At 64.1% G+C, this 23627-nt stretch carries 25 protein-coding genes; 7 read left to right on the top strand and 18 right to left on the bottom strand.

The features are described from left to right. Nucleotides 1–124: 124 nt before the first annotated feature. The 3 genes from PQU89_RS08075 to PQU89_RS08065 form a co-directional block, all read right to left on the bottom strand. Nucleotides 125–2098 (bottom strand): HD domain-containing phosphohydrolase, encoded by a 1974-nt coding sequence (locus PQU89_RS08075; RefSeq protein WP_272765374.1) that lies wholly within the window; start codon nucleotides 2096–2098, stop codon nucleotides 125–127. 18 nt (nucleotides 2099–2116) lie between these two features. Beyond that, the gene (locus PQU89_RS08070) at nucleotides 2117–2974 is read right to left on the bottom strand and encodes a PDC sensor domain-containing protein (protein WP_272765373.1); all 858 of its coding nucleotides are present in this window, start codon (nucleotides 2972–2974) and stop codon (nucleotides 2117–2119) included. Nucleotides 2975–3151: 177 nt separating this feature from the next. After that, nucleotides 3152–3691, bottom strand: a complete 540-nt coding sequence (locus PQU89_RS08065) for a gamma carbonic anhydrase family protein (RefSeq protein WP_272765372.1) — start codon at nucleotides 3689–3691, stop codon at nucleotides 3152–3154. Between the two features lie 70 nt (nucleotides 3692–3761). On the opposite strand from PQU89_RS08065, the gene PQU89_RS08060 reads away from it, so the two are divergent. From PQU89_RS08060 to PQU89_RS08045, 4 genes are all read left to right on the top strand, one after another. Beyond that, complete coding sequence (locus PQU89_RS08060) at nucleotides 3762–5804, top strand: M3 family metallopeptidase (protein ID WP_272765371.1); 2043 nt, start codon at nucleotides 3762–3764, stop codon at nucleotides 5802–5804. Between the two features lie 254 nt (nucleotides 5805–6058). Continuing rightward, entirely contained in the window at nucleotides 6059–6538 is a 480-nt protein-coding gene (locus PQU89_RS08055; RefSeq protein WP_272765370.1) for a hypothetical protein, read from the top strand. Nucleotides 6539–7302: 764 nt separating this feature from the next. Next, a complete protein-coding gene (locus tag PQU89_RS08050) occupies nucleotides 7303–7746 on the top strand; it encodes an Imm50 family immunity protein (RefSeq protein WP_272765369.1) in 444 nt (147 codons plus the stop codon). 162 nt (nucleotides 7747–7908) lie between these two features. Beyond that, on the top strand, nucleotides 7909–8226 hold the full coding sequence (locus PQU89_RS08045) for a hypothetical protein (RefSeq protein ID WP_272765368.1): 318 nt from the start codon (nucleotides 7909–7911) through the stop codon (nucleotides 8224–8226). A gap of 124 nt (nucleotides 8227–8350) precedes the next feature. Here PQU89_RS08045 and PQU89_RS08040 read toward each other — a convergent pair whose 3' ends face one another. The 3 genes from PQU89_RS08040 to PQU89_RS08030 all read right to left on the bottom strand — a co-directional run bounded on the left by PQU89_RS08040 (nucleotide 8351) and on the right by PQU89_RS08030 (nucleotide 10974). Next, nucleotides 8351–8656 (bottom strand): hypothetical protein, encoded by a 306-nt coding sequence (locus tag PQU89_RS08040; protein ID WP_272765367.1) that lies wholly within the window; start codon nucleotides 8654–8656, stop codon nucleotides 8351–8353. A gap of 217 nt (nucleotides 8657–8873) precedes the next feature. After that, on the bottom strand, nucleotides 8874–10310 hold the full coding sequence (locus tag PQU89_RS08035) for a sensor histidine kinase (RefSeq protein ID WP_272765366.1): 1437 nt from the start codon (nucleotides 10308–10310) through the stop codon (nucleotides 8874–8876). Next, a complete protein-coding gene (locus PQU89_RS08030) occupies nucleotides 10300–10974 on the bottom strand; it encodes a response regulator (protein WP_047966579.1) in 675 nt (224 codons plus the stop codon). The genes PQU89_RS08035 and PQU89_RS08030 overlap by 11 nt, the downstream gene beginning before the upstream one ends. A gap of 186 nt (nucleotides 10975–11160) precedes the next feature. On the opposite strand from PQU89_RS08030, the gene PQU89_RS08025 reads away from it, so the two are divergent. Continuing rightward, the gene (locus PQU89_RS08025) at nucleotides 11161–12141 is read left to right on the top strand and encodes a tripartite tricarboxylate transporter substrate binding protein (RefSeq protein ID WP_272765365.1); all 981 of its coding nucleotides are present in this window, start codon (nucleotides 11161–11163) and stop codon (nucleotides 12139–12141) included. Nucleotides 12142–12326: 185 nt separating this feature from the next. Here PQU89_RS08025 and PQU89_RS08020 read toward each other — a convergent pair whose 3' ends face one another. Next, nucleotides 12327–12947 carry a LysE family translocator gene (locus PQU89_RS08020; protein WP_272765364.1) on the bottom strand — a complete coding sequence of 207 codons (621 nt, stop codon included), beginning with the start codon at nucleotides 12945–12947 and terminating at the stop codon, nucleotides 12327–12329. A gap of 216 nt (nucleotides 12948–13163) precedes the next feature. Further along, nucleotides 13164–13346, bottom strand: a complete 183-nt coding sequence (locus tag PQU89_RS08015) for a hypothetical protein (protein ID WP_147424464.1) — start codon at nucleotides 13344–13346, stop codon at nucleotides 13164–13166. 255 nt (nucleotides 13347–13601) lie between these two features. On the opposite strand from PQU89_RS08015, the gene xth reads away from it, so the two are divergent. Beyond that, nucleotides 13602–14372 (top strand): exodeoxyribonuclease III, encoded by a 771-nt coding sequence (gene xth / locus PQU89_RS08010; protein WP_272765363.1) that lies wholly within the window; start codon nucleotides 13602–13604, stop codon nucleotides 14370–14372. Nucleotides 14373–14438: 66 nt separating this feature from the next. Here the strand turns inward: xth and PQU89_RS08005 are convergent, their stop codons facing one another. From PQU89_RS08005 to PQU89_RS07975, 7 genes are all read right to left on the bottom strand, one after another. Continuing rightward, nucleotides 14439–14969, bottom strand: a complete 531-nt coding sequence (locus tag PQU89_RS08005; RefSeq protein WP_272765362.1) for a DinB family protein — start codon at nucleotides 14967–14969, stop codon at nucleotides 14439–14441. Then, on the bottom strand, nucleotides 14966–15511 hold the full coding sequence (locus tag PQU89_RS08000; RefSeq protein ID WP_272765361.1) for a DUF1523 family protein: 546 nt from the start codon (nucleotides 15509–15511) through the stop codon (nucleotides 14966–14968). The genes PQU89_RS08005 and PQU89_RS08000 overlap by 4 nt, the downstream gene beginning before the upstream one ends. A gap of 164 nt (nucleotides 15512–15675) precedes the next feature. Beyond that, nucleotides 15676–16104 carry a universal stress protein gene (locus PQU89_RS07995; RefSeq protein ID WP_272765360.1) on the bottom strand — a complete coding sequence of 143 codons (429 nt, stop codon included), beginning with the start codon at nucleotides 16102–16104 and terminating at the stop codon, nucleotides 15676–15678. A gap of 12 nt (nucleotides 16105–16116) precedes the next feature. Continuing rightward, nucleotides 16117–16851, bottom strand: a complete 735-nt coding sequence (locus PQU89_RS07990) for a TerC family protein (RefSeq protein WP_272756595.1) — start codon at nucleotides 16849–16851, stop codon at nucleotides 16117–16119. Between the two features lie 81 nt (nucleotides 16852–16932). Then, nucleotides 16933–18441 carry a tripartite tricarboxylate transporter permease gene (locus tag PQU89_RS07985; RefSeq protein WP_047966571.1) on the bottom strand — a complete coding sequence of 503 codons (1509 nt, stop codon included), beginning with the start codon at nucleotides 18439–18441 and terminating at the stop codon, nucleotides 16933–16935. Next, nucleotides 18442–18954 carry a tripartite tricarboxylate transporter TctB family protein gene (locus PQU89_RS07980; protein ID WP_272765359.1) on the bottom strand — a complete coding sequence of 171 codons (513 nt, stop codon included), beginning with the start codon at nucleotides 18952–18954 and terminating at the stop codon, nucleotides 18442–18444. Nucleotides 18955–18957: 3 nt separating this feature from the next. Beyond that, nucleotides 18958–19911: a Bug family tripartite tricarboxylate transporter substrate binding protein gene (locus PQU89_RS07975; RefSeq protein ID WP_272765358.1), complete on the bottom strand. Its 954-nt coding sequence runs from the start codon at nucleotides 19909–19911 to the stop codon at nucleotides 18958–18960. Nucleotides 19912–20474: 563 nt separating this feature from the next. Here PQU89_RS07975 and PQU89_RS07970 point away from each other — a divergent pair. Further along, on the top strand, nucleotides 20475–20678 hold the full coding sequence (locus PQU89_RS07970; RefSeq protein WP_047966568.1) for a cold-shock protein: 204 nt from the start codon (nucleotides 20475–20477) through the stop codon (nucleotides 20676–20678). Nucleotides 20679–20900: 222 nt separating this feature from the next. Here PQU89_RS07970 and PQU89_RS07965 read toward each other — a convergent pair whose 3' ends face one another. The 3 genes from PQU89_RS07965 to PQU89_RS07955 form a co-directional block, all read right to left on the bottom strand. Continuing rightward, a complete protein-coding gene (locus PQU89_RS07965) occupies nucleotides 20901–21626 on the bottom strand; it encodes an anaerobic ribonucleoside-triphosphate reductase activating protein (protein WP_272765357.1) in 726 nt (241 codons plus the stop codon). Further along, nucleotides 21589–21750: an anaerobic ribonucleoside-triphosphate reductase gene (gene nrdD / locus PQU89_RS07960; protein WP_272765356.1), complete on the bottom strand. Its 162-nt coding sequence runs from the start codon at nucleotides 21748–21750 to the stop codon at nucleotides 21589–21591. The genes PQU89_RS07965 and nrdD overlap by 38 nt, the downstream gene beginning before the upstream one ends. Before the next feature lie 153 nt (nucleotides 21751–21903). Continuing rightward, nucleotides 21904–23625 (bottom strand): ribonucleoside triphosphate reductase, encoded by a 1722-nt coding sequence (locus tag PQU89_RS07955; protein WP_272765355.1) that lies wholly within the window; start codon nucleotides 23623–23625, stop codon nucleotides 21904–21906. Between the last annotated feature and the right edge of the window lie 2 nt (nucleotides 23626–23627).

Genomic DNA, 23627 nt, shown 5'->3' with positions numbered 1-23627 from the left:
GATGCGCGCAGTGTAGGGCGGCGACATTACCGGGATATGACGTGTTAACTTGGCCGTCATGGCGCCTGCTGCGTTGCCGCAGTAGCACCCTAGCCGTTGTGGGTGACGTTTTGGTGACGCCGGCTCAGTGTTGATGCAGGCTTTGCCGCGGCCGGTAGGCGTGGCTGTCGGCGACGTCGGCCTGGGCGGCGGCCAGATAGCGCCCGGCGTAGTGGCGCCAGATGCCGCTGTCGAGGAACAGCTGGTACAGCTCCGGGTCGAGGTGGCCGTCCTCCGCCATCTTGCGCATGATCTGCAGCGCCTCCGACAGCGGCTTGGCCGGCTTGTACGGGCGGTCGGCGGCGGTCAGCGCCTCGAACACGTCGGCGATGGCCATCACCCGTGCCAGCACGCTCATGTCCTCGCCCCTCAGGCCGCGCGGGTAGCCCTTGCCGTCGATGCGTTCGTGGTGGCCGCCGGCGATCTCCGGCACGTGGGCGAGGTGGGCGGGGAAGGGCAGCGCGTGCAGCATCTTGATGGTTTCGGTGATGTGGGCGTTGATCTTGTAGCGCTCTTCCTCGGTCAGCGTGCCGCGGCGGACGGACAGGTTGGTCAGCTCGCCCTTGTGGTACCGCAGCTCCGGCACCTTGACCTTGAAGCCCCAGCGGTTGTCGGCCGGCAGCGTGTCCGCGCCGCTGCGCGCGATGCGGTGTTCCGGCTTGTCGGCGAGCAGGTTTTCCTCGACCGGCAGCGACGGCACGGCGATGCCGGCCAGCCGCGCGCGTTCCATCGGCCCCAGCCCCAGGCGGTCGTCCAGCGTGCGCGTCCAGCGGCGAGCGGCGATCTGTTGCAGCCGCGCCAGGTCGGCGTCGTCCATGAATTCGCCGCCCAGGTTGCAGCGCGCGACGAAGGCGAAGTCGTCGTCCAGCTGCGCCTTCTGCCGCTCGCACTGCTCTTTCAGCAGCGCGGCGTCCTCGCCGGCGGCAAGGCCCTGCCAGTAGGCGACATCGGCGTCACGCTTCAGCAGCTCGAAGCGCATGCGGATCTCATGGATGCGGTCGTACAGCGTTTCCAGCTTGGTGGCCTTGTCGACCACGTACTCCGGGGTGGTGACCTTGCCGCAGTCGTGCAGCCAGCTGGCGATGTACAGCGCCTCGCGGTCGGCGGCGCTGAGCCGGAAGCCGGCAAACGGCCCCTGCTGGCTCTGGTGCGCGGCCTCGGCCAGCGCCTGCGCCAGTTCCGGCACCCGCTGGCAGTGGCCGCCGGTGTACGGCGACTTGGCGTCGATGGCGCCGGCGATCAGCTCCACCAGCGCGTTCATCAGCTGCTGCAGCGCCGAGGCCAGGCGGCGGTTGTCGATGGCGATGGCGGCAAAGCCGACCAGTGCCTGCAGGTAGTGGATGCGGTGGCCGCTCTGGGTGTGGGCGATGCTCTCGCTGCTGGCCAGCACCAGGAGGCCGAGCAGTTCCTGCGACTCCAGCCGCAGCGGCAGCAGGATCAGCTGCCGGGTGTCCTCGCCCAGCAGGCTGCGCATCTCCACCGGGATCAGCGCCGGGTTGGCCGCAATCTGTTGTGGCGCGCTGGCGGCCAGCGTGTCCAGCAGCAGCGCGTCGTCCAGCGGCAGCTTGCCCAGCTGCAGCGGCTGCTCGTGCTCGTCGCGGCTGATGGACGGCGCCAGCTGCGCACCATCCATCAGCCACAGCCCGCCACGCTGTGCCGGCAGCGCGTGCATGGTCGATTGCAGCACGGTGCCCAGCAGCTGCTCCAGCGCGTTCTCGGCGACCATGTCGCGGCTGAGACCGATGAAGTCGCGGATGGTGACCTTCATCGCCTCCGACGCCGCCATCAGCTCGTTCAGCTCGCGCACCGGGCTGGGTGGCAGGCTGCTGTCGGAAAAATCCAGCGACTGGATGCGGCCGGAGGCGGCCACCAGCTGCCGCAGCGGCTGGCTCAAGAGGCGCGACAACAGCCAGCCCAACGGCAACATCAGCAGCAGGATCAGCAGCGGAATCCACGCCGCGCGCTCGGCCACTTCGCGGCCGGCGGCGAACAGCTCGTGTTCCGGCATCACCATCACCAGCTGCTGGCGGCTGCCGCCGGGCAGCGCCGACACCGCCACGTGCCACTGCTGGCCTTGTCACTCGATCACCGCCGGTGGCGGCTTGCCGGGGTGCCATTGCGTGCCCAGCGTCGCCAGTGCCGACGGCGCGCTCTCGCCGAGCTTGACCGGACGCGGATCGCGTTCGTCGGTATGGGTGCTGGCCAGGATGTCGTGCGCGGCGTTGACGATGGCCATCTGCGCCGTGGCGCTGGGCAGGTTGTGGCGCAGGATGGTGCCCAGCGTCAGCAGGCGCAGGTCGGCGCCGGCCACCGCGCTGGCGTCGCCGTTCTGGTGCGCGTAGGTGAGGCCGATCAGGCCGGTGGTGCTGAAGCGGTAGGGTTCGGTGGCGGCGGCACCATGATTGGCCACCGCCTGCTGGTACCACGGCCGCTGCCGCGGATCGTACACCCGGCGCAGCACCAGCTCCGGCTGCACGCTGTTCAGCGCGTCGTCGAGGAAGCTGAAGCGCTGCTCGGCGACGCCATCCGGCTGCTGCTGCACCAGCTGTCTGGCCCAGCGTGCATTGGGGGCGGCATCCGGCAGCGCCTGGCGCACGACGTCGTCCAGCCGTCGCAGCAGGAAAAAGTCGCCGTTGGGGTAGGCCATGTACACCGCCTGCAGCGCCGGGTTGCCGCGCAGCACCGCCACCAGCTGTCCGGTGTACAGCACCCGCTCTTCCATGCTGTAGGTTTCCGCCAGTGCAGAGTGCGCCAGCAGGTTGGTGGTGGCGGCGGCACCAGCGCCGCTCTGCTCGATATTGCCGGTGATCAGGGTGCTGGTGGCGCGGAACAGGTTGTGCTGCGCCAGCGTCAGCTGGTTCTGCATCGCGCGGTAGTAGAAGAAACCGAGTGCGGCCGCGGTGGCCAGTACCAGCACCGAGATCAACACCGTCAACCATACTTGTAATGACTGTCCGCTTCTGGGGAGAACCTGTGGCATCACGTTTTGGCTCCGTTAAGGGTGGCGCGCCCGGTACTGGCTATTTATGCTTGCAGTATTACAAATGTTTTATGCCTTGGTAATGAATAATGCGCGCGGCGCGGCATTTGCCGCCGGCCGCGCCACAATTGGTCACAGATTGGCTTTGTGCTTCTGCATCACCTTCAGGTAGTGCTCGGCGGAATACCGGAAGTAGGCCAGCTCGTCCTCGGTCAGCGGCCGCACCTGCTTCACCGGGTTGCCCAGGTACAGGTAGCCGCTCTCCAGGCGCTTGTTTGGCGGCACCAGGCTGCCGGCGCCGATCAGCACCCGGTCCTCGATCACCGCGCGATCGAGGATAATGCTGCCGATGCCGACCAGTACTTCATTGCCGATGGTGCAGCCGTGCAGGGTGACGTGATGGCCGATGGTGACGTGCTTGCCGATCACCAGCGGCGCGCCCAGCGGATCGGATTCCTTGCGGTGGCTGACGTGCAGCATGGCAAAATCCTGCACATTGCTGCCTTCGCCGATGGTGATGCGGTTGACGTCGCCGCGCACCACCGCGCACGGCCATACCGACACGTTGGCCGCAAGCTCCACCTCGCCGATCACCACCGCGGCGGGGTCGATATAGCAGGAGTCGTCGATCTGCGGCTGATGGCCGTCGTAAGGGCGGATATTGCGATTCACTGATTTGTCCCTATCTCTAGAAAGATTCGCGCCGGCAACAGCACGGCGCACTGCCTACAGGATGCCAAACATGACCACCAATCCGCTACTGGACTTTAGCGATCTGCCGCGTTTTGCCGCGATCAAGCCCGAACACATCACCCCGGCGCTGGACGTGCTGCTGGCCAATGCCCGCGCCGCCATCGACAAGGTCATCGCGGCCGGCGGCGACGACTGGGACAGCGTGGCCGAGCCGCTGTCCGACGCCACCGAGCAGATCTCGCGCGCCTGGGGCGTGGTCGGTCATCTCAACGGCGTGATGGGCAACACCGAAGGCTTGCGCGACGCCTACAACGCCGAAATCCCGCGCATCTCCGCCTTCTTCACCGAACTGGGGCAGAACCTCGACCTGTACGCGCGCTTCAAGGCCGTTGCGGCCAACCCTGCGTTCGCCGGCGCCTCTGCCGCGCGCAAGAAGATCATCGACAACGACCTGCGCGACTTCCGCCTGTCCGGCGCCGAGCTGCCGGAGGCCGACAAGCAGCGCTTCGCCGCGCTGTCCAGCCGCCTGGCCGAGCTGTCCAACCAGTTCTCGCAAAACGTGATGGACGCCACCGACAGCTTCGCGCTGTACATCGACGACGTCGCGGAACTGGCCGGCATCCCGGAGGACAGCATCGCCATGTACGCGGCGCTGGCCGAGGCCGACGGCCAACCAGGTAAATACAAGCTGGGCCTGCAGTTCCCGCTGCTGTTCCCGGTGCTGCAGTACGCCGACAACCGGAGCTTGCGTGAAAAACTGTACGAAGCCAACGCCAAGCGCGCGTCCGAATTCGGCCCCGCCGAACAGGACAACAGCGCGCTGATCCGCGAAAAACTGCAGCTGGCGGCGGAAGAAGCGCAGCTGCTCGGCTTTGGCAACTACGCCGAGCTGTCGCTGTACACCAAGATGGCGGAAAGCCCGCAGCAGGTGATCGACTTCCTGCGCGATCTCGCCCGCCGTGCCAAACCCTACGCCGAGCAGGACCGCGCCGAGCTGGAAGCCTTCGCCCGCGACGAGCTGGGCTTGGACACGCTGCAGGCGTGGGACATCACCTACGCCGCCGAGAAACTGCGCGTCGCGCGCTACGCCTTCTCCGAACACGAAGTGAAGCAGTACTTCCCCGAGCCCAAGGTGCTGGCCGGCCTGTTCAGCGTGGTGCACAAGCTGTACGGCATCACCGTCGAGCAGAAGGACGCCGAGACCTGGCACGAGGACGCGCGCTACTACCAGATCTTCAAGGACGGCGCGCTCCTGGGCGGCTTCTACCTTGACCTCTACGCCCGCGATGGCAAGCGCCCCGGCGCGTGGATGGACGACGTGCGCGGCCGCCGCCTGAAAAACGGCACGGTGCAGACTCCGGTCGCCTACCTGGTGTGCAACTTCACCCGGCCACTGGGTGACAAGCCGGCCTACTTCAGTCACGACGAAGTCACCACCCTGTTCCACGAATTCGGCCACGGCCTGCACCACCTGCTCACCCGCGTCGACGAGCTGGGCGTGTCCGGCATCAGCGGCGTGGAGTGGGACGCGGTCGAGCTGCCGAGCCAGTTCATGGAAAACTTCTGCTGGGAATGGGACGTGCTGCAGGGCATGACCGCGCACGCCGACAGCGGCGAACCGCTGCCGCGCGCGCTGTACGACAAGATGCTGGCGGCCAAGAACTTCCAGTCCGGCATGCAGACCGTGCGCCAGCTGGAGTTCTCGTTGTTCGACATGCTGCTGTACACCGACGCCAAGCCCGACTCCGTCGACTGGCTGGCGCTGCTGGAAACGGTGCGCGACGAAGTCGCCGTCAACCGTCCGCCGGCCTACAACCGCTTCCCCAACAGCTTCAGCCACATCTTCGGTGGCGGCTACGCCGCCGGCTACTACAGCTACAAGTGGGCGGAAGTGCTGTCCGCCGACGCCTACGCCGCGTTCGAGGAAGCCGGCGGTGCCAATCCGGAAGTCGGTCGCCAGTTCTGGGACGAGATCCTGGCGGTGGGCGGTAGCCGTCCGGCGCTGGAGTCGTTCCGCGCCTTCCGCGGCCGCGATCCGCAGATTGATGCGTTGTTGCGGCATAGCGGGATGAGTGAGGTGGCGGGGTCGTGATGACCGCTTAGCGGGAGAACGCGGCCAACGTTGGCCGCAGATGATATGGAAAGGGCAAGCCGAGGTGGCTTGCCCGTTATGCTATTGTGGAAATGTTATAATATTTGGATTTAAATTGATGTGATGAGAGGCCGGGCTGAATTTTAGTCAGGTGTGGTGCGGGGAGCGGTAAATTTTTGGCTTCACAGGCCTCGCCCAACACGATCGTGCGGCTTCTTCGGGATAAAAAGAAAAGCACATTGAATGGGGGTGATATGTCTGATGAAGACACAATGATTGAAGAGTTATACTGTATAAAAAAGAGTGGAAATATTATGGAGGAAGATTTTTTATTTTATTTTTCTTCAAAATATCCATCGGTTAGGGCATTGGCTGCAAGAGTGGTAGGTTTGAACTTGAAGAAGGAATTTGCGTGTAAGCACATTGTTAAGGCAATTGATTCTGAGTGTGACGAGGAGGTAGTCCAGTCATTGGTGGATTCGTTGGTTTCTCTTGTCCATGCTGGGATTTGTGATAAAAAAATTGTTGCGTCTAAGTTAAAGAAATTACTTGTTTTTGGATGCGGGAGTGATGAGTTGAAGGGCGGGGTTTATTTAGGGCTGTTGAAATTGTTCAAAACAATTACTCCACGAGAGTATGCGATTTCTCCGGATTGTTTAAGTGAAATGAGCTTGGATGTTGATTTTATTGAATCGATACCTTTGGTGAATGGTGATAAAGGTTGTGAAAGTTAGGTTCGGGCGTGTGACGCGTCAGGTTGGGTGCTGTCACCCCGAAGGGGGACGCATCATTGAATGGAAAAGGTTGGTCGCAAGCCGTAACAGGTTTGCGGCCAACCTTGTTTTTGTCTGGGGTATCCGCTGCGCGGATGTTTTTATCTGCCGCTTGCCGCGCGGCGGCGGGAAAAGGGGCTGCCGCCGCCCCTTTCCAATCCCCGCTCTCCCGAAGGCACAAGAATTCCCGTGCCAACCGCCGCCATCCCGACGCCGCCCATCCGCTGCGCTCAAAAGAGGGCGGCTTGTTTCCGGGCTGGCGGCAGTTTGCACGGCTTGCGCCAACGGGGCGGGGCGCGCCGGTGGGGTTTTGGTTGTTGTAGGGTGTGCATCATTGATGCCGACGTGTAGCCCGGATAAGCCGCAGGCGCATCCGGGGATGTGCTCACGCCCCCGGATGCGCTATCGCTTATCCGGGCTACGGGTTGTAGGGAGCTTGTTTCCGGGCTGGCGGCAATTTGCACGGCTTGCGCCAACGGGACGGGCGCGTCGGTGCGGTTCTGGTTGTTGCGGGGTGTGCTCATTAATATAACGTGCGTCACTTGGCTTGCCGGGCGCCGCACCGCTGATACGCAAAGGTTGGCCGCAGAATAATTTTTGAAAGGGCGTACCTAATGGTTTGCCCTTTTGTCATACTGGCGTGCCATCTGTTGAGATTGCGAAATACCAGACTGAACAGAGTTGCCGCTTACACAATACGTTGAATATTTTCGGATAGAGCCACCATGCAAGCATATGAGTTCATCGAGGGGTACGAGCAGGTTGTTGCCCGGTTTGGGATGTGGCCGAGTTTTCATGATGGTGAAGTGCTGCGAATTATTCTGGATCGGGTGCCTCGCTTACCAGACGGGGCAAGTGTCCCGTCAGTCGAGATTCACCTTCGCGGCTGGATCATGGGGCCAGAATTTGCTGAGGATGGCAGCTACAAACTCCACAACGATTCTGTCGTGCACCTGCTGTTTGAAGACATTTTTGAATTCGAGCTTGAAGGCTTCAATCAACAGAATGTTGTGTCGTCGCTAAACCTCTCGCTGTGCGACGAGCCTCATGGGGGGCGCGACACACTACACGTAGAACTTAAACACTGCTATCAGTTTTGCTGTGAGTTCAAGGCTCTCCGCGCAAAGGTTATTGCTGTCACTCCATATGTCAAACCCTCCGCCCGTTAACCTGAGGGCAAGCAGCACCCTGTCTGTCATTGGATACCCCTATGCAACATCAGTGGTTCCTCTGCTCGCAAAACCGCTTGCGCAACGCGGTAAGTCGGGCATGTAGGTTGGTGCTGAGCTTGCGAGGCCCAACGTTTACCGCTTATTCAGGAATGGCATCGTATGTCGCTATCAATTCAAAAAATGCATGATGCAACCCTGCTGGCGATCCACTTTGATTGGATGTCACGTACGTGCACGTTCGATTTTGCCGGGGCGCCGACTTTACTAGAGCCTTTTGCCATTAGTTTTTTTGATGTCACTGAGCTTGTGGTGCCTGCAAAGCAAGAATGGGGATCATCCAATTCCGTTCTTGAGGTTCTGGATCAAGGAACGGGTTGCCATGACTTTATCATGCAGTCTGGTGACATCATCCGGGTTGTAGCGTTTAACCATTCTGGATTGTCCCCTCTATCTCAACATGGTAAGTCTGGCGTGTAGCCTGGTGCAGAGCCTGCGACGCCCAGCGGTTACCGAGAATCAATGAACAAGGTTGGCCGCAAGTCGTCATGGTTTGCGGCCAACCTTGTTTGGTTTGTGCTCGTCGCTGCGTAGCGGTGGTGATCTACCACCGTTTTCTCAGGCGCAGTTCCACCTGATGACGCTTCACCTTAACCGACATGCGGGTGTCGTCGTCCAGTCGCCAGCTGGGGCGCAGGTCGATCTTGTTGCTGCTGGTCAGCTCGTTTCTTTCCAGTATGAAACTGGGTGTCGGCGGGGGGATGAAGGTCTTGTCGCCGGCGCTCGCCGCTTCCAGCTGCAGGATCAGCGGGGCGGATCGGGCGCACTTGAGGATTTCCGACGCACAGATGGCGTGGGTCGGCTGGGCGATGCCGAACAAGAGCAGGCTGAGCAGAAAAGAGCGTGTCATGGCGCGTGTCCCGCCGGGGCGACCCAGTGTCGCCGCTAGCTTCAGCATGGTTCATCTGTGGCGACTTGCAAGCCCTGTTTTGGGGCGGGAGGGGGCGGTGGGCGGTGCTGTTGCGGCATTGCCACGCGGCGGCATGACAGCGTTTTGGCTAGTCCGTTGCCGGGGCGTCAGGGGGTGAATTCCGGCGCTGCCTGCGGCCAAGGTTGGCCGCAGGTGTTCAGCGCTTGAAGGCGAGTTGCACCAGCAGACCGCCCAGTTGCGGGCCATTGTGCAGGCTGATGTCGATGTCGTGGAGGCGGCAGATGTCCTTGACGATGGCGAGGCCGAGGCCGCTGCCGCCGGGGGCGGCGTCGGGCAGCTGGTGGAAGCGCTCGAAGACCTGTTCGCGTTGCTCGGGCTGGATGCCGGGGCCGCTGTCCTCAATCTCGAAGATGCAGCCGCGGTCGCCGCCGGGGGCGGCGTCGTACAGGCGCAGGGTGATCACGCCGCCGCTCGGGGTGTGGCGCAGCGCGTTGTCGAGCAGGTTGAGCAGCACTTCCTCAATCAGCATCTGCTTGCCGTGGATCGGCACGTTCTGGTCGCGGCAGCGGTTTTCCAGGCCGAGGTCGATGTCCTTGCGCCGCGCGGCGGCCAGCTTGGCCATCACGATCTTCTCGATGCTGTCGAGCAGCGAAAACGGCGGCTGAGGCCGGTCGCGGCGCAGCTGGTGGCTGCCGGAGTCCATCTTGGCCAGCAGCAGCAGCTGGTTGGTGAGACGGGTGGTCTTCTTCAGCATCTGCTTCAGCTCGGTGAGGCTTTCGCGCATCACTTCCGGGCTGCCGTCGCGCAGCGCGTGTTCGGCCTGGGTGGTCATCACCGCCAGCGGGGTGCGCAGCTGGTGCGAGGCGTCGGCGGCGAAGCGCTGGTAGCGCATCAGCAGCTGCGCCAAGCGGCGACGGTACTGGTTGATGGCGGCGACCAGCGGCAGCAGTTCGCTGTGGGTGGTACCGACCTCGATGTCGCTGAAGTCGCCGGGCGGGCGGCGGATCACTTCCTCGCCCAGCTGGCGGATAGGCTGCAGGATGCGCGTCATCGCCAGCCCGACGAAGCACAGCGCGCAGAACACCAGTAGTCCCTGGCCCCACAGCGTGTAGTTGAGCACCTGGTGCGTCATGTACTGCCGCGCCTCGGTGGTTTCGGCGACCTCGACCTTGATCATGCCCTGCAGCCCGCCCTCGAACAGCGGCTTGTAGAAGGTGGCCATGCGGATCGGCCGTTCGCGGTAGATGTCGTCGTGGAAGTGCACCAGCGCCGGGTACAGTTCGGTGCGCGGCGTGTTCTTCGGCATCTGCGGCAGGTCGCCGTAGCCGGAGATGATGTTGCCGGCGAAATCGCTGACGCGGTAGAACATCTGGCCGCGGTTGTCGTATTCGAAGTTGTCGAGCGCGATGTAGGGCACTTCCACGTGCAGCTTGCCGTTGCGCACCATCACCTGTTCCGCGATCACCCGCGCCGAGGCCAGCAGGGTGCGGTCGTAGGCCAGGTTGGCCGCGGCGCTGCTGATCTGGTAGGCGACCACGGTGTTGATGATCCACAGCAGCAGCAGCGGCAGTAGCAGCCAGCGCACGAACTTGCCGAGCAGGCTGCGGCGGTTGAACAGCTGCTCAAGGCGCATCGCGCTGTTCCAGCAGGTAGCCCAGCCCGCGCAGGGTGGTGATGCTGACGTTGCTGCCGTCCAGCTTCTTGCGCAGGCGGTGGATGTAGACTTCGATCGCCTCCTGGTTGGCGTTGTCGTCGAGGGTGAACACCTGGTTGAACAGCCGCTCGCGGTTCAGCGGCTGGCCCTTGCGCCGGATCAGCACCTCCAGCACCGTGTGTTCGCGCCGCGTCAGCGTCAGCAGCTTGCCGGCCAGCTCGAAGAACTGCTGCTGCTTGCTGTAGCGCAGGTCGCCACACTGCAGCCACGCGTTTTCGTGGCCCTGGTGGCGGCGCAGCAGCGCCTTCAGCCGCGCCTCCAGCTCGTCCAGCTCGAAGGGCTTGACCAGATAGTCGTCGGCGCCCATTTCCAGGCCCTTGACTTTGTCCGACAGCTCGCCGCGCGCGGTGAGCACCAGCACCGGCAGGGTCTGGTGGCGGGCGCGCAGCCGCTGCAGGATGGTTTCGCCGCTCAGCCGCGGCAGGTTCATGTCGAGGATGGCGAGGTCGTATTCTTCGGTTTTCAGCGCGTTGTCGGCGTCGATGCCGTCGCCGATCACGTCGACGACGTAGCCGCTGGCGGTCAGCGCCCGCGCCAGCCAGTGGGCGAGGTCGGGCTGGTCTTCTATCAGGATGATGCGCATGCTCTCTCTTTGTCTCTGTGCGTGCCGGGTGAAAGGTTGGTGAAAGTGCTTGTGCTTATGATCGTCTCCAATAATACGGAGCGTGATTCGCCAACCCCGGACAAGCGTTGCGCCTGACGGCGCGGGTGTCAATAGGCAGTATCGGGGCCAGACAAGGCGAACGGAATAATGAGGAGTCAACACATCATGGCAAGAACCTGTGTTGCCGTGCTGGCGGGCGCGCTGCTGCTGGTGTCGCTGGCCGCGGCGGCGGAGCCGGACGACCCGGAATGCATCGCTCCGGCACGGCCCGGCGGCGGCTTTGACCTGACCTGCAAGCTGGCGCGCGCGGCGCTGAACAACAGCAAGCTGCTGACGCGGCCGCTGCGCATCAGCTACATGCCGGGCGGCATCGGCGCGGTGGCCTACAACACCGTGGTGGCGCAGCGTCCGGCGGACGGCAACATCATCGTCGCCTTTTCCGGCGGCTCGCTTCTGAATCTGGCGCAGGGTAAGTTCGGCAAGTACAACGTCAACGACGTGCGCTGGCTGGCCGGGGTTGGCGCCGACTACGGCATGATCGCGGTGCGCACCGATTCGCCGTACCAGAACCTGAAACAGCTGGTGGCGGCGGTGAAGGCACATCCCAGCGAGATCGTGTTCGGCGCCGGCGGCACCGTCGGCAGCCAGGACTGGATCAAGACGGTGCTGATCGCGCGCCAGGCCGGGGTCAGCCACCAGCAGATGCGTTATGTCGCGTTCGAGGGCGGTGGCGAGACCACCACCGCGCTGCTCGGCGGCCACATCCAGGCGGCGTCCGGCGATCTCAGCGAGGTGATGCCGCAGCTGGACCAGCGCAAGATCCGCGTGCTGGCGGTGATGTCGGACAAGCGCCTGCCGGGCCGGCTGTCCGGCATTCCCACCGCGCGCGAGCAGGGTTTTGACATCGTGTGGCCCATCATCCGCGGCTTCTATGTCGGGCCCAAGGTGTCGGCCGCCGATTACGCCTACTGGGAAACCAGCTTCCGCAAGGTGATGGCGACGCCGGAATTCGCGCGGCTGCGCGAGGGCTACGACCTGTTCCCGTTCAGCCTCACCGGTGCGCAGATGGACGCCTATGTCAAACGCCAGGTGAAGGAATACCGCAAGATCGCCACCCAGTTCGGGCTGGTGTACCAGACACTGTGAGCGCCTGCCGGCGCTCGCTACCGGTTCCACGTAGTACTCTCTTTTGCCACGCCTGACCGGCGTGGTTTTTTTATGGGGCGGCGGCGGAACTTGTGGCGGGGTGGCGCGCTCCTAGCTGTGGTTGCATGCAGTGAAAGAACTAGACGTTGGCCCCCGCCGCAAGCGGGGGCATTCTTTTTGCTGCGTCAGTGCTGCATCGCGGCCAGTGTCACGCCGGCCACCACGAACAGGCCGCCGGAAGTACGCGAGAAGCGCTGCAAACGTTGGCCGCAGGCCAGCCACACGCCGAGCCGGCCACCGGCGGCGGCCAGCAGCACGGCGATGACCAGGTCGGCCACCACCCAGGTGACGGCCATCACCGCGTATTGCGGCCACAGCGGCTGTTGCGGCTCCAGGAAGCGCGGCAGCAGCGCGCTGAAGAACACGGTGTCCTCCGGATTGCTGATCGCCAGCAGGAAGGCGGGGCGGAAACCGCTCCACAGCTTGCTGGCCGGCGCGGCACTGGCGCCGCCGCCGATGCTGAACGGCTTGCGCCACAGCGCCACCCCCAGCCACACCAGATAGCCGGCGCCGAGCAGCCTCACCACATTGAACGCGGTCGGCGAGGCCAGTAGCAGCGCGCTGATGCCCAGCGCCGACAGCGCCATCAGCAGCAGCGCGCCGGCGGAAAAGCCCAGCGCATTGGGAATGCCGCCACGGGCGCCGTGCTGCGCGCCGTGCGACAGGGTCAGCAAGGGCGCCGGGCCGGGCGCCGCCATCAACAGCACGATGGTGCCGAGGTACATCAACCAGTTATGGAAATCCATTGCAAAATCCTTGGCCCGCGGCCTGGCCGGCGCTAGCAACACCGGGACAGCCGCGGCTGGCGCACGACAAGGGGCGCAGGCAGGCGGCATGACGGCATCACCGTGCGGCAAGGGCGGCAACGGGCGACAGGCACAGTACGGGCGCGGGACGCGGGTACTGCGCGTTTTACGACATCAAATCAGCGGGAAAGTAAGGCGGCGAACAGCGGCGGGAAGCTAACGGGGCGGCTCGGACTGGGTGTCCGGCTGGGCAGCGGCGTGCAGGGTGTCGCGATGACGGAAGGTCGGGGTACGCATGGCAAAGCTCTGCGCGATCGGCGCCAGGCGGTTGCGTTGCGGGTGCAGCGTCGGGCAAATGGCGACGGCGGACTGCGGCAGTTGTTTGGAATTGAACGACAATTTGGACATCCGGTTACGATAACGGAACCATTCTAGGCAGCCGCGCACGGCTTTGGCAAATCGGCTTGCGGTGGTTGTTGTTTATTTGTTTAAACATGGTTAGGCAAAAATCAGCCACTTGGCGCCGTATTTGGCGTTTTTGTGTTTGGAATATTAGTCACCGGCGTGCTGCGCACAGGCGGGTGGCGGGCGCGGTTTGCCAGCCCGCAGCCGGCACGCTAAGGTGGCGGCCTGCAATCAATTAGGAGCCTCGCTATGCGTCTTGCCACCTGGAACGTCAACTCGCTGAAAGTGCGCCTGCCGCAAGTGCTGCAATGGCTGGCCGACAACCCGATCGAGGTGTTGTGCCTGCAGGAACTGAAGATGGACCACCCGGTGTTCCCGCTGGCGGAGATCGAGGCCGCCGGCTACCAGGCGGCGTGGTTCGGGCAGAAGACCTATAACGGCGTCGCCATCCTGGTGAAGAACGGCTGCAGCATCAGCGACGTGGTGGCCGGCATCCCCGGCTACGACGACGAGCAGCGCCGCGTGATCGCCGCCACCGTCGACGGCGTGCGCGTGGTGTGCGCCTACTTCGTCAACGGCGAATCGGTGGAGTCGCCGAAGTACCAGTACAAGCTGCAGTGGCTGGCCGAGCTGGAGCGCTACGTCGCCAGCGAGCTGGCGGTGCATCGCGACTTCGCGCTGCTGGGCGACTACAACATCGCGCCGGAAGACCGCGACGTGTACGACCCGGAGGGCTGGCGCGAGCAGGTGCTGTGCACCACGCCGGAGCGCGAGGCCTTCCGCCGCCTGATCGGCCTGGGGCTGGCGGACAGCTTCCGCCTGTTCAATGATGAGGACAAGCAGTACAGCTGGTGGGATTACCGCGCGATGATGTTCCGCCGCAACATGGGGGTGCGCATCGACCACATCCTGATCAGCGCCAGCCTGCAGGCGCGTGCCAGCGGATGCGTGATCGACAAGCTGCCGCGCAAGTGGGAGCGGCCGTCGGATCACACCCCGGTGGTGGTCACGCTGGCCTGAGGCGGCACGTCAGCCAGCCGGTAACACATTGCGGCCAACCTTTGCCAAGGTTGGCCGCAATGCCGTTCAGGCTGCCGGCATCGCGATCAGGTCGGTCACGCCGACATCCAGCCCGATCTGCGACAGCAGGGTGGTGAGCTGGCCGCGATGGTGGGTCTGGTGGTTGAACAGGTGCACCAGTACCTCGGGCAGCGGCCGGCTTTGCGCTTCGCCACGCATATTGTGGTAGTCCAGCACCTGGGCCAGCGCGGCCGGCGCCAGCTCCAGGCTCCACTGCACGATCAGCGCATCCAGTTGCCGGCGCCGCTGTTGTTGCGCGGCAAAGCCGTCGACCAGTGGCAGATCCAGCCGTGCCGGCATCGCCTGCTGGTGCAGTGGCTTAAGGCTGGCAAAACCCGCCGGATGCGTCGCCAGCCGTTTCAGCCAGATGGTGTCGGCGACCAGCAGGTGGTTGAGCGTGCCGCTGATCGAGCCGAAAAAGGCGCCGCGCGCCTCATCCAGCGCCGCTTGCGGCAGCGTGCCGGCGACGGCGTACAGCTTGTCGTTCATCCACTGGTTGTAACGGGCCAGGTGCCGTACATAGTCGCAGCTGATCATGTCATGTCCTTGTTGGTGGCGTCCGGCTGGCGGCGCGTCACGCGATACAGGCCCCAGCCGGCGGCGGCGAGCAGGGTGAACCACAGCGCGAACCAGAACCAGCGGAAAAAGCTCCAGGTGGCTTCGCCGGCTTCGGCGAGGCGGATGGCGGTAACGTTGGGGTACAGCGACAGCATGTTGATGCGCCAGCCGTAGCTGGTGAGGTAGGCCGGCTGCCGGGCGTTGGCAATGGCGTTGGCGGTGGCCTGCACGTCGGAGGCGTCGAACTTGAAGTAGAACGGCCAGCCCCAGCCGGTGTCCTCGTTGCGGTAGACGCGCACGTCGTCGATGGCGTGCTGGGTGTAGATCAGGTACATGTCGCGCACCGGCTGGTCGGCCGGGTTCTGGCGGCTGATCGGCCCGTCCTTGTCCGCCAGCTTGACCTCGACACCGGTGATGCTGGTGATGCTGTGTTCCGGCAGGTAGTAATCCAGCAGCGCGCTGCCGAGCAGGGCGACCAGCGCCAGCAGGGCGAAGGCGAATGTACGTAGTTTGTGGCGCATGGTGGCATGCTCCGTAGGGCGATGATGCCATCATTGTACGGGCCGCCGGCTGCGGCTGTACACGGCGGCGGCAAGGTTGGCCGCAAGCGTGCCGCCCATGAAAAAGCGGCTTTCACCGTCGGCACAGTGCCGGGATGAAAGCCGCTGTCGCGGGGGCGTGTTGCTTACTTGATCACGGTCACCGGCACCGCCGACTGGTGTACCACGTCGGTGGCCACCGAGCCCAGCAGCAGCTGGCCGAGGCCGCTGCGGCCGTGCGAGCCGATGATGATCTGGCTGAACGCCATCTCCTGCGCGTAGCGGGCGATGGTGTCGGCGATGTGGCCGACCGCGATGTGCTGCTGGCAGGCCTGACCGGCCTGTTGCAGCAGCGCGCTCGCCGCTTGCAGCGCGGCAAGGCCTTCCTCGCGGTAGTAGTCTTCCAGCTGGTCGTGGCCGACAAACAGGCGCACGTGGCCGGATTCGACCGGGATCTGCACGTTCAGCAGGTGCAGTTCCAGTGCCGGGTTGAGCTTGGCCAGTTGCAGGGCGTGTTCTACCGCGCGCAGCGCGTGCGCCGAGCCGTCTACCGGAATCAGGATACGAGTGCTCATGGTGTCCCTTTCTTAGCTGTGGTCTTTGTTGGCGGCCAGCGGAATCTCGTGCAGCGGCGCGGCGGCGGCGGTCTTGCGGCTGGCGAGGAACTTGCCGGTCACCACCACGAAGATGGCACCCGCCGCGGCGTTGACGTAGTGCAGCCAGCTCGGCGCGTCGGCCAGGTACGGCTTCACCACCACGTCGCCGGTCACCATGTCGCCGGCGATCCAGCCCAGCAGCGCGGCACCGAAGGTGATCACGATCGGGAAGCGGTCCATCAGCTTGAGCACGAACTTGCTGCCCCACACGATGATCGGAATGCTGATCACGATGCCGAACACCACCATGCCGAGGTTGCCCTTGGCGGCGCCGGCCACCGCGATCACGTTGTCCAGGCTCATCACCGCGTCGGCGATGATGATGGTCTTGATGGCGCCCCACAGGTGGGTGCTGCCCTCGATATTGCCGTGGGCGTCGTCATCCTCCGGTTGCAGCAGCTTGATGCCGATCCACAGCAGCAGCAGCGCACCGACCACCTTCAGGTAGGGCAGCGCCAGCAGTTGCAGCGCGAAGAAAATCAGTACCACGCGCAGGCCGATGGCACCGGCCACGCCCCAGAAGATGCCACGACGGCGTTGTTCTTCCGGCAGTTTGCGGCAGGCCAGCGCGATGACGACCGCGTTGTCGCCGCCGAGCAGGATGTCGATGGCGATGATCTGCAGCACCGCCAGCCAGAAGGAGCTTTCAAACAGGATCTCCGGCATTGTGTTGTCCTTGTGCAGTGAAAAATGTCAATTAAAAGGACACCTGGCCAGCAAAGAGCCAGGTGTCCCGGGAGGTTTGGTTTAACGTGCGCTGTCCAGCAGGGCCTGGCGGCGTTTCATCAGTGGCGGTACCACCAGGATGGCGGCGGTGACCAGCAGGATGACCAGCGAGATCGGGTGCGTCAGGAACACGGTCAGGTCACCCTCGTTGATCGACATGGCGCGACGGAAGTGTTTCTCCGCCATCGGCCCGACGATCAGGCCGACCACCAGTGGTACCACCGGGAAGTCGAAGCGCCGCATCAGGAAGCCCAACACGCCGATTATATAGAGCAGCATCAGGTCGAACCAGCTCTGTCGCAGCGCGTAGGCACCCATGGTGGCCAGCACGATGATGCCGCCGTAGAGCAGCGGGCGCGGCACTTTCAGGAATTGCACCCACAGGCCGACCAGCGGCAGGTTCAGCACCAGCAGCATCACGTTGCCGATGTACAGCGAGGCGATCAGGCCCCACACCAGTTCCGGGTTGGTATCAAACAGCAGCGGGCCGGGCACGATGTTGTACTGCTGGAACGCAGACAGCATGATGGCGGCGGTAGCCGAGGTCGGGATGCCCAGCGTCAGCAGCGGCACCAGCGTGCCGGTGACCGCGGCGTTGTTGGCCGCTTCCGGGCCGGCCACGCCTTCGATGGCGCCCTTGCCGAACTGCTTGCGCGTCTTCTCGTCGGCCAGCTTGCGCTCGGCGGAGTAGGACAGGAAGGTCGGCATCTCGGTGCCGCCGGCCGGCAGGGTGCCGAACGGGAAGCCGATGGCGGTACCGCGCAACCACGGTTTCCACGAGCGTTTCCAGTCGTCCTTGCTCATCCAGAAGCTGCCCTTCAGCGATTCGATGCGGCCGGCGATCTTGTTCTCGTAGGTGGCGGTGTACAGCGTCTCGCCCACCGCGAACAGGCCCATCGCCACCACCACGATGTCGATGCCGTCGATCAGCGGCAGCAGTCCGAAGGTGAAGCGCGACTGTCCCGACTGGCCCTCGATGCCGATCAGGCCCATAGACAGGCCCAGCAGCAGAGCGATGAAGCCCTTCAGCGGCGAGTTGCCGAGTACCGCCGACACCGCGGCGAAGGTCAGCATCATCAACGCGAAGGTTTCCACCGGGCCCAGCTGCAGCGCGAAGCCGGCGATCACCGGCGCCAGCAGCGTCAGCAGCACGGTGGCGATGGAGCCGGCGACGAAGGAGCCGATGGCGGCGGTGGACAGCGCCGGACCGGCGCGCCCCATCTTCGCCATCTTGTTGCCTTCCAGCGCCGACACGATGGAGCCGGCTTCACCCGGGGTGTTGAGCAGGATGGAGGTGGTGGAGCCACCGAACATGGCGCCATAGTAGACACCGGCCAGCATGATCAGCGCGCCGGTCGGGTCGACACTTTGCGTGACCGGCAGCAGCAGCGCCACGGTCACCGCCGGGCCGACGCCGGGCAGCACGCCGATGGCGGTGCCCAGCGTACAGCCGAGCAGCGCCCACAGCAGGTTGGCCGGGGTCAGCGCGGTGGCAAACCCCAGACTGAACAGGGCATTCAAGGAATCCATTTACAGCACCCCCGTGATCAACGCCGGCAGGTTCAGCCCCAGCGTCTTGAACAAGTGAAACAGGCCGAGGGCCAGCAGGAAGGACAGCACCAGATCCAGCGCCGGACGGCGTGTCTCCAGCGCGCGGCAGATGCCGAAGCAGAGGAAGGTGCCGGCCAGGGTAAAGCCGACCAGGCCGATCAGCGCCATGTGCGCCAGCAGGCTGCCACTGGCAATGATGAACATGTTCCAGTTGGCCTCGCCGCGTTCGGCGGCTTCTTCCGCTTCCAGTTGTTCCGTGTCGTCTTCGCCTGCGCTGAGGATGGTGTCCGGCCCGTTACGGTGACGGCGCTGCATCAGCAACGCGCCCCCGGCAACGATCAGACCGGCCACCACCAGCGAAGGAAAGAAGCGCGGACCGATGCCGGCATAACCGGCCTCCTCAGGGATATCGCCGATCTGCCAGGCCATCACCAGGCCGATCAGGATGATCCCGATGGCGAGCAGTTGCTCGCCGGTTACGCGCTTGATCATGGCTTAGTTACCCAGCTTCAGTTTCTTGACGGTGGCTGCGGTGCGCTTGATGTCTTCGTTGAGGAAGGCCTTGAAGCTGTCACCGCTTTGCAGCATGTCCAGCCATTCCATCTTCTCGGCCTTGGCCTTCCAGCTTGGCGACTTGACCGCGGTTTCCACCATCTTGATCAGGTCGTTGCGCTGGGCGGGGGTGATACCGGGGGCGCCAAACACGCCGCGCCAGTTGTAGACCACCACGTCGGTGCCCTGCTCGCGCATGGTCGGTACCGGGATGTCGGCGTTGCGGGTGGAGGCGGAGATGCCCAGTGCGCGTACCTTGCCGGCCTTGATCAGGTCGGCCAGTTCGCCGTAGCCGCTGATGTAGGCGGAGATCTGGTTGCCGAGAATGGCCGCCTTGCCTTCGCCGCCGCCGGCGAACGGGATGTAGTTCAGCTTGTCGGGATCAACACCGGCTTTCTCGGACATCAGGCTGGCCATGATGTGGTCGATGCCACCGGCCGAGCCGCCACCGATGCTCACCGCACCCGGTTTCGCCTTGTAGGCTGCCATCAGGTCTTTCAGGTTCTTGAACGGCGAGGCGGTCGGCACCACGATGACGTTGAATTCACCCATCAGACGCGCAATCGGCGTCACCATGCCGAAGTTGACCGGCGACTTGTTGGTTTCCAGCGCGCCGACGGTGACGGCACCGGCCACCAGCAGTGCATTCGGATTGCCTTTTTCGTTATTGACGAACTGTGCCATGCCGATGGCACCACCGGCGCCGGCCTTGTTCTCGACCACCACGCTCTTGGCCTGGCCGGACGTCTGCAGCGCTTCGCCGAGGGTGCGGGCAATGGTGTCAAAGCCGCCGCCCGGGTTGGCCGGCGCCATGATCTTGAATTGCTCTACCTGGGCCTGGGCGACAAACGGGGTGACCGCCAGCAGGCAGCTTACGAACAGTTTCGACAGTTTCATTGTGTAATCTCCGGAGTGTTGCATATTGTTGTGTATGCCGAGGTGGCATCAGCGGGAGCTTGGCTCCTCACCCTGTGCGTCCCCTGCGGCCTGACGTTGCCTGCCGCGCAGGTCACGCCACCTCAGGTGGGGCGAGCAAATTATAGGGTGGCCAACCTTTCAACTAGCTTTCAGCGCGGCAAGCAGTTTCAATGTCGCCAACCCGTGCATTTGGCATAGGTAAAGATGCGCCGGAATACAAGCCTGCTCGCCGCAGTGGCATGGCATCAGCGGCGGGCAAACCGTGGCGGCGCTGCGGTGTGCGGGTCGCGGCAGCAGGGCGTGGACGGGTGGTTACTGACTTTTATGGGATTTATTAAGGGTAAAACAAAAATAAATTCAATTAATCGTTGACCGGGGGAGGGATGCTGCGTATAACTGTGCTGGCAGGACCTTCAAGCAGCAGATTGCTTGCGACATCGTTGATCCACCTCAAAAGCGGCACGTCATTGTTACCGGTTTGATTCCTTGATCGTCATGCACCTGGGCAATTGCCCGTCAATCTCGTTTTAAAGGAATTAAAAATGGAAACTGGTACCGTTAAATGGTTTAACGATGCAAAAGGCTTTGGCTTCATCACTCCAGATGCAGGCGGCAACGACCTGTTCGCTCACTTCTCCGAAGTGCGCTCGGAAGGCTTCAAATCGCTGACCGAAGGCCAGAAAGTTAGCTACACCCCAGGTATGGGTCAAAAAGGCCCACAAGCCACCAACATCCAGGCTCTGTAATTTTTTACAGCGTTTGATAAAAACCCCGCTACGGCGGGGTTTTTTGTTTTTCCCGCCCGTTATCGCCGCTGCCGTGGCGGGCGCACACCGGCACAATGTCCGCTAACGGACGTTGTGCCTTTTTGTTGCCGGGAAAACGGGATGTCGCTACGCCGCATGGTGTTGCCGGCGGCGGGGGGGGGGGCTGAGGTGGTCGCGGCAGCGGCCAGGGTTGGCCGCTGCCTAGCCGGTGCGCAGTTCAAAGTGTGCAAAGTGGCTGGCCACCGCCGCCTGCAGCGCCGGCGCCGGCCAGCCTGCGGCGATGGGGGAAAACGGCTGCGGCAATTGCGGGCTGGGGCGCAGCAGCTGCCAGGCGTAGCGGCGCACGCCACGCTGGGACAGCCACGCGGCCAGCTGGCTCAGCGTGCTGTCGTCGTGCAACGCGGGGTGGATGGTGCTGCGGCATTCGTAGGCGACGCCGCTGGCTTGCAGCAGCGCCAGGCTGGCGGCGGCACGCTCGCCGCTGCCGGCCACCGCGGTGATGGCCGGATACTGTGGCGGCAGGGTCTTGATGTCCAGCCCGACCCAGTCCAGCAGTGGCAGTACCGCCGCCAGCCGTTGCGGGTGGCTGCCGCCGCTGTGCAGGCCGGTGGCAAAGCCCATGGCACGCACCTCGGCCAGCAGCGCCGGCAAGGCCGGCTCGGACAGCGGCTCGCCACCGGAAAACACCACCCCGTCCAGCAGACCGTGCCGTGCCTGCAATTGCGCGCGCAGCTGCGGCCAACTGGTCTGACCGTGGCGGCGCTGCAGCAAGCCGGGATTGTGGCAGTAGCCGCAGCGCCATGGGCAGCCGGCGAGGAATACCACCGCGGCGAGCCGGCCCGGCCAGTCGCAGGCGGAGAACGGCTGCCAGCCGCCGATGCGGGCGCGCTCAGCCGACGCGCTGTTCGTCGAAGTGGCAGCGTTCATGGAACTCGCCCTGTTTGCCGGTATTGAACGAGGCCACCGGGCGGTGGTAGCCCATCACCCGTGTCCATACCTCGCAGCGGGTGCGTTCTTCGTCTTTCAGTTCGATGCTTGGCTGGTTGTGCATGGTGTTTCCTTTCAAGGGTTGGCCGCATGGCGGCGGTGGGCATTACTTTTTTCGTAGCCCGGATAAGCGAGGCGCATCCGGGAAACAGACAGTGCATCCGGGGACACGGGTGGCCACTTCCGGATACGCCTGAGGCTTATCCGGGCGACCGGCTCAGTCGCAGCAGGCGGCGCGGTATTTTTTCTCGATCAGCTCGGCGTCGCACTTCGGGCAGAAATCATGCCGCCCGGACAGGTAGCCGTGCGTCGGGCAGATCGAGAAGGTCGGGGTGATGGTGATGTAGGGCAGGCGGAAGTTTTCCAGCGCGCGCTTCACCAGCTGGCGGCAGGCGTCGGCGCTGCTCACCGCCTCGCTCATGTACAGGTGCAGCACGGTGCCGCCGGTGTATTTGCGCTGCAGTTCGTCCTGGCGCAGCAGCGCCTCGAACGGGTCGTCGGTAAAGCCCACCGGCAGCTGGCTAGAGTTGGTGTAGTACGGCTGCTGCGGCGTGCCGGCCTGCAGGATGCCGGGGTAGCGCTTGTTGTCCTCGCGCGCGAAGCGGTAAGTGGTGCCTTCCGCCGGCGTGGCTTCCAGGTTGTACAGGTGGCCGGTGGCCTGCTGGAACTCCACCATGCGCGCGCGGATGTGGTCCAGGTAGCGGCAGGCGAAGGCATGGCCCCAGTCGCTGGTGATGTCGTGGGCGTCGGCGCTGAAGTTGCGGATCATCTCGTTGATGCCGTTCACCCCCAGGGTGGAGAAGTGGTTGCGCAGGCTGCCGAGGAAGTGGCGGGTGTACGGGTACAGCCCGCCGTCGATGTGCTGCTGCACCACGCGGCGGCGCGCTTCCAGCACCTCGCGCCCCAGGTCCAGCAGGCGGTCGGTCTCGGCCAGCAGCGCCGCTTCGTCGCCGGCAAAACGGTGGCCCAGCCGTGCGCAGTTGACGGTGACCACCCCCACCGAGCCGGTCTGCTCGGCACTGCCGAACAGGCCGTTGCCGCGCTTCATCAGCTCGCGCAGGTCCAGCTGCAGGCGGCAGCACATGCTGCGCACCATGTGCGGCTCCAGCTCGGAGTTCACGAAGTTCTGGAAGTAGGGCAGGCCGTACTTGGCGGTCATCGCGAACAACAGCTCGCTGTTCTCGCCGTACCAGTCGAAATCCTTGGTGATGTTGTAGGTGGGGATCGGGAAGGTAAACGCCCGCCCCAGCGCGTCGCCGGCCAGCATCACCTCGATATAGGCGCGGTTGATCAGCGCCATTTCTGGGGCGCAGTCGCCGTAGCGGAACGGCATCTCCTCGCCGCCCAGCACCGGGATCTGCTCGCGCAGGTCTTCCGGGCACACCCAGTCGAAGGTCAGGTTGGTGAACGGCGTCTGCGTGCCCCAGCGGCTGGGCACGTTCAGGTTGTAGATCAGCTCCTGGATCGCCTGCTTCACCTGCGCGTAGTCCAGCGCGTCCTTTTTCACGAACGGGGCGAGGTAGGTATCGAAGGAGCTGAACGCCTGCGCGCCGGCCCATTCGTTCTGCAGCGTGCCAAGGAAGTTGACGATCTGGCCGCAGGCGCTGGACAAGTGCCGCGGCGGCGCCGATTCCACCTTGCCGCCGACGCCGGCAAAACCCAGCTGCAGCAGGGTGCGTAGCGACCAGCCGGCGCAGTAGCCGGACAGCATGTCCAGGTCGTGGATGTGCAGGTCGCCGTGGCGGTGCGCGCTGGCGGCTTCCGCAGGGAACACTTCGTTCAGCCAGTACTCGGCGGTGAGCTTGCCGGCGATGTTGAGGATCATGCCGCCCAGGCTGTAGCCCTGGTTGGCGTTGGCCTGCACCCGCCAGTCGGCACGGGACAGGTATTCGTTGATGCTGCTGACCGCATCCACGTGATGTTTGGGGCGTGTGTCCATGT

Source organism: Vogesella indigofera, from assembly GCF_028548395.1.
Taxonomy (GTDB): domain Bacteria; phylum Pseudomonadota; class Gammaproteobacteria; order Burkholderiales; family Chromobacteriaceae; genus Vogesella; species Vogesella indigofera_A.
Note: the sequence above shows the minus strand (reverse complement) of the source record. Positions and strands in the feature narration are given on the sequence as shown.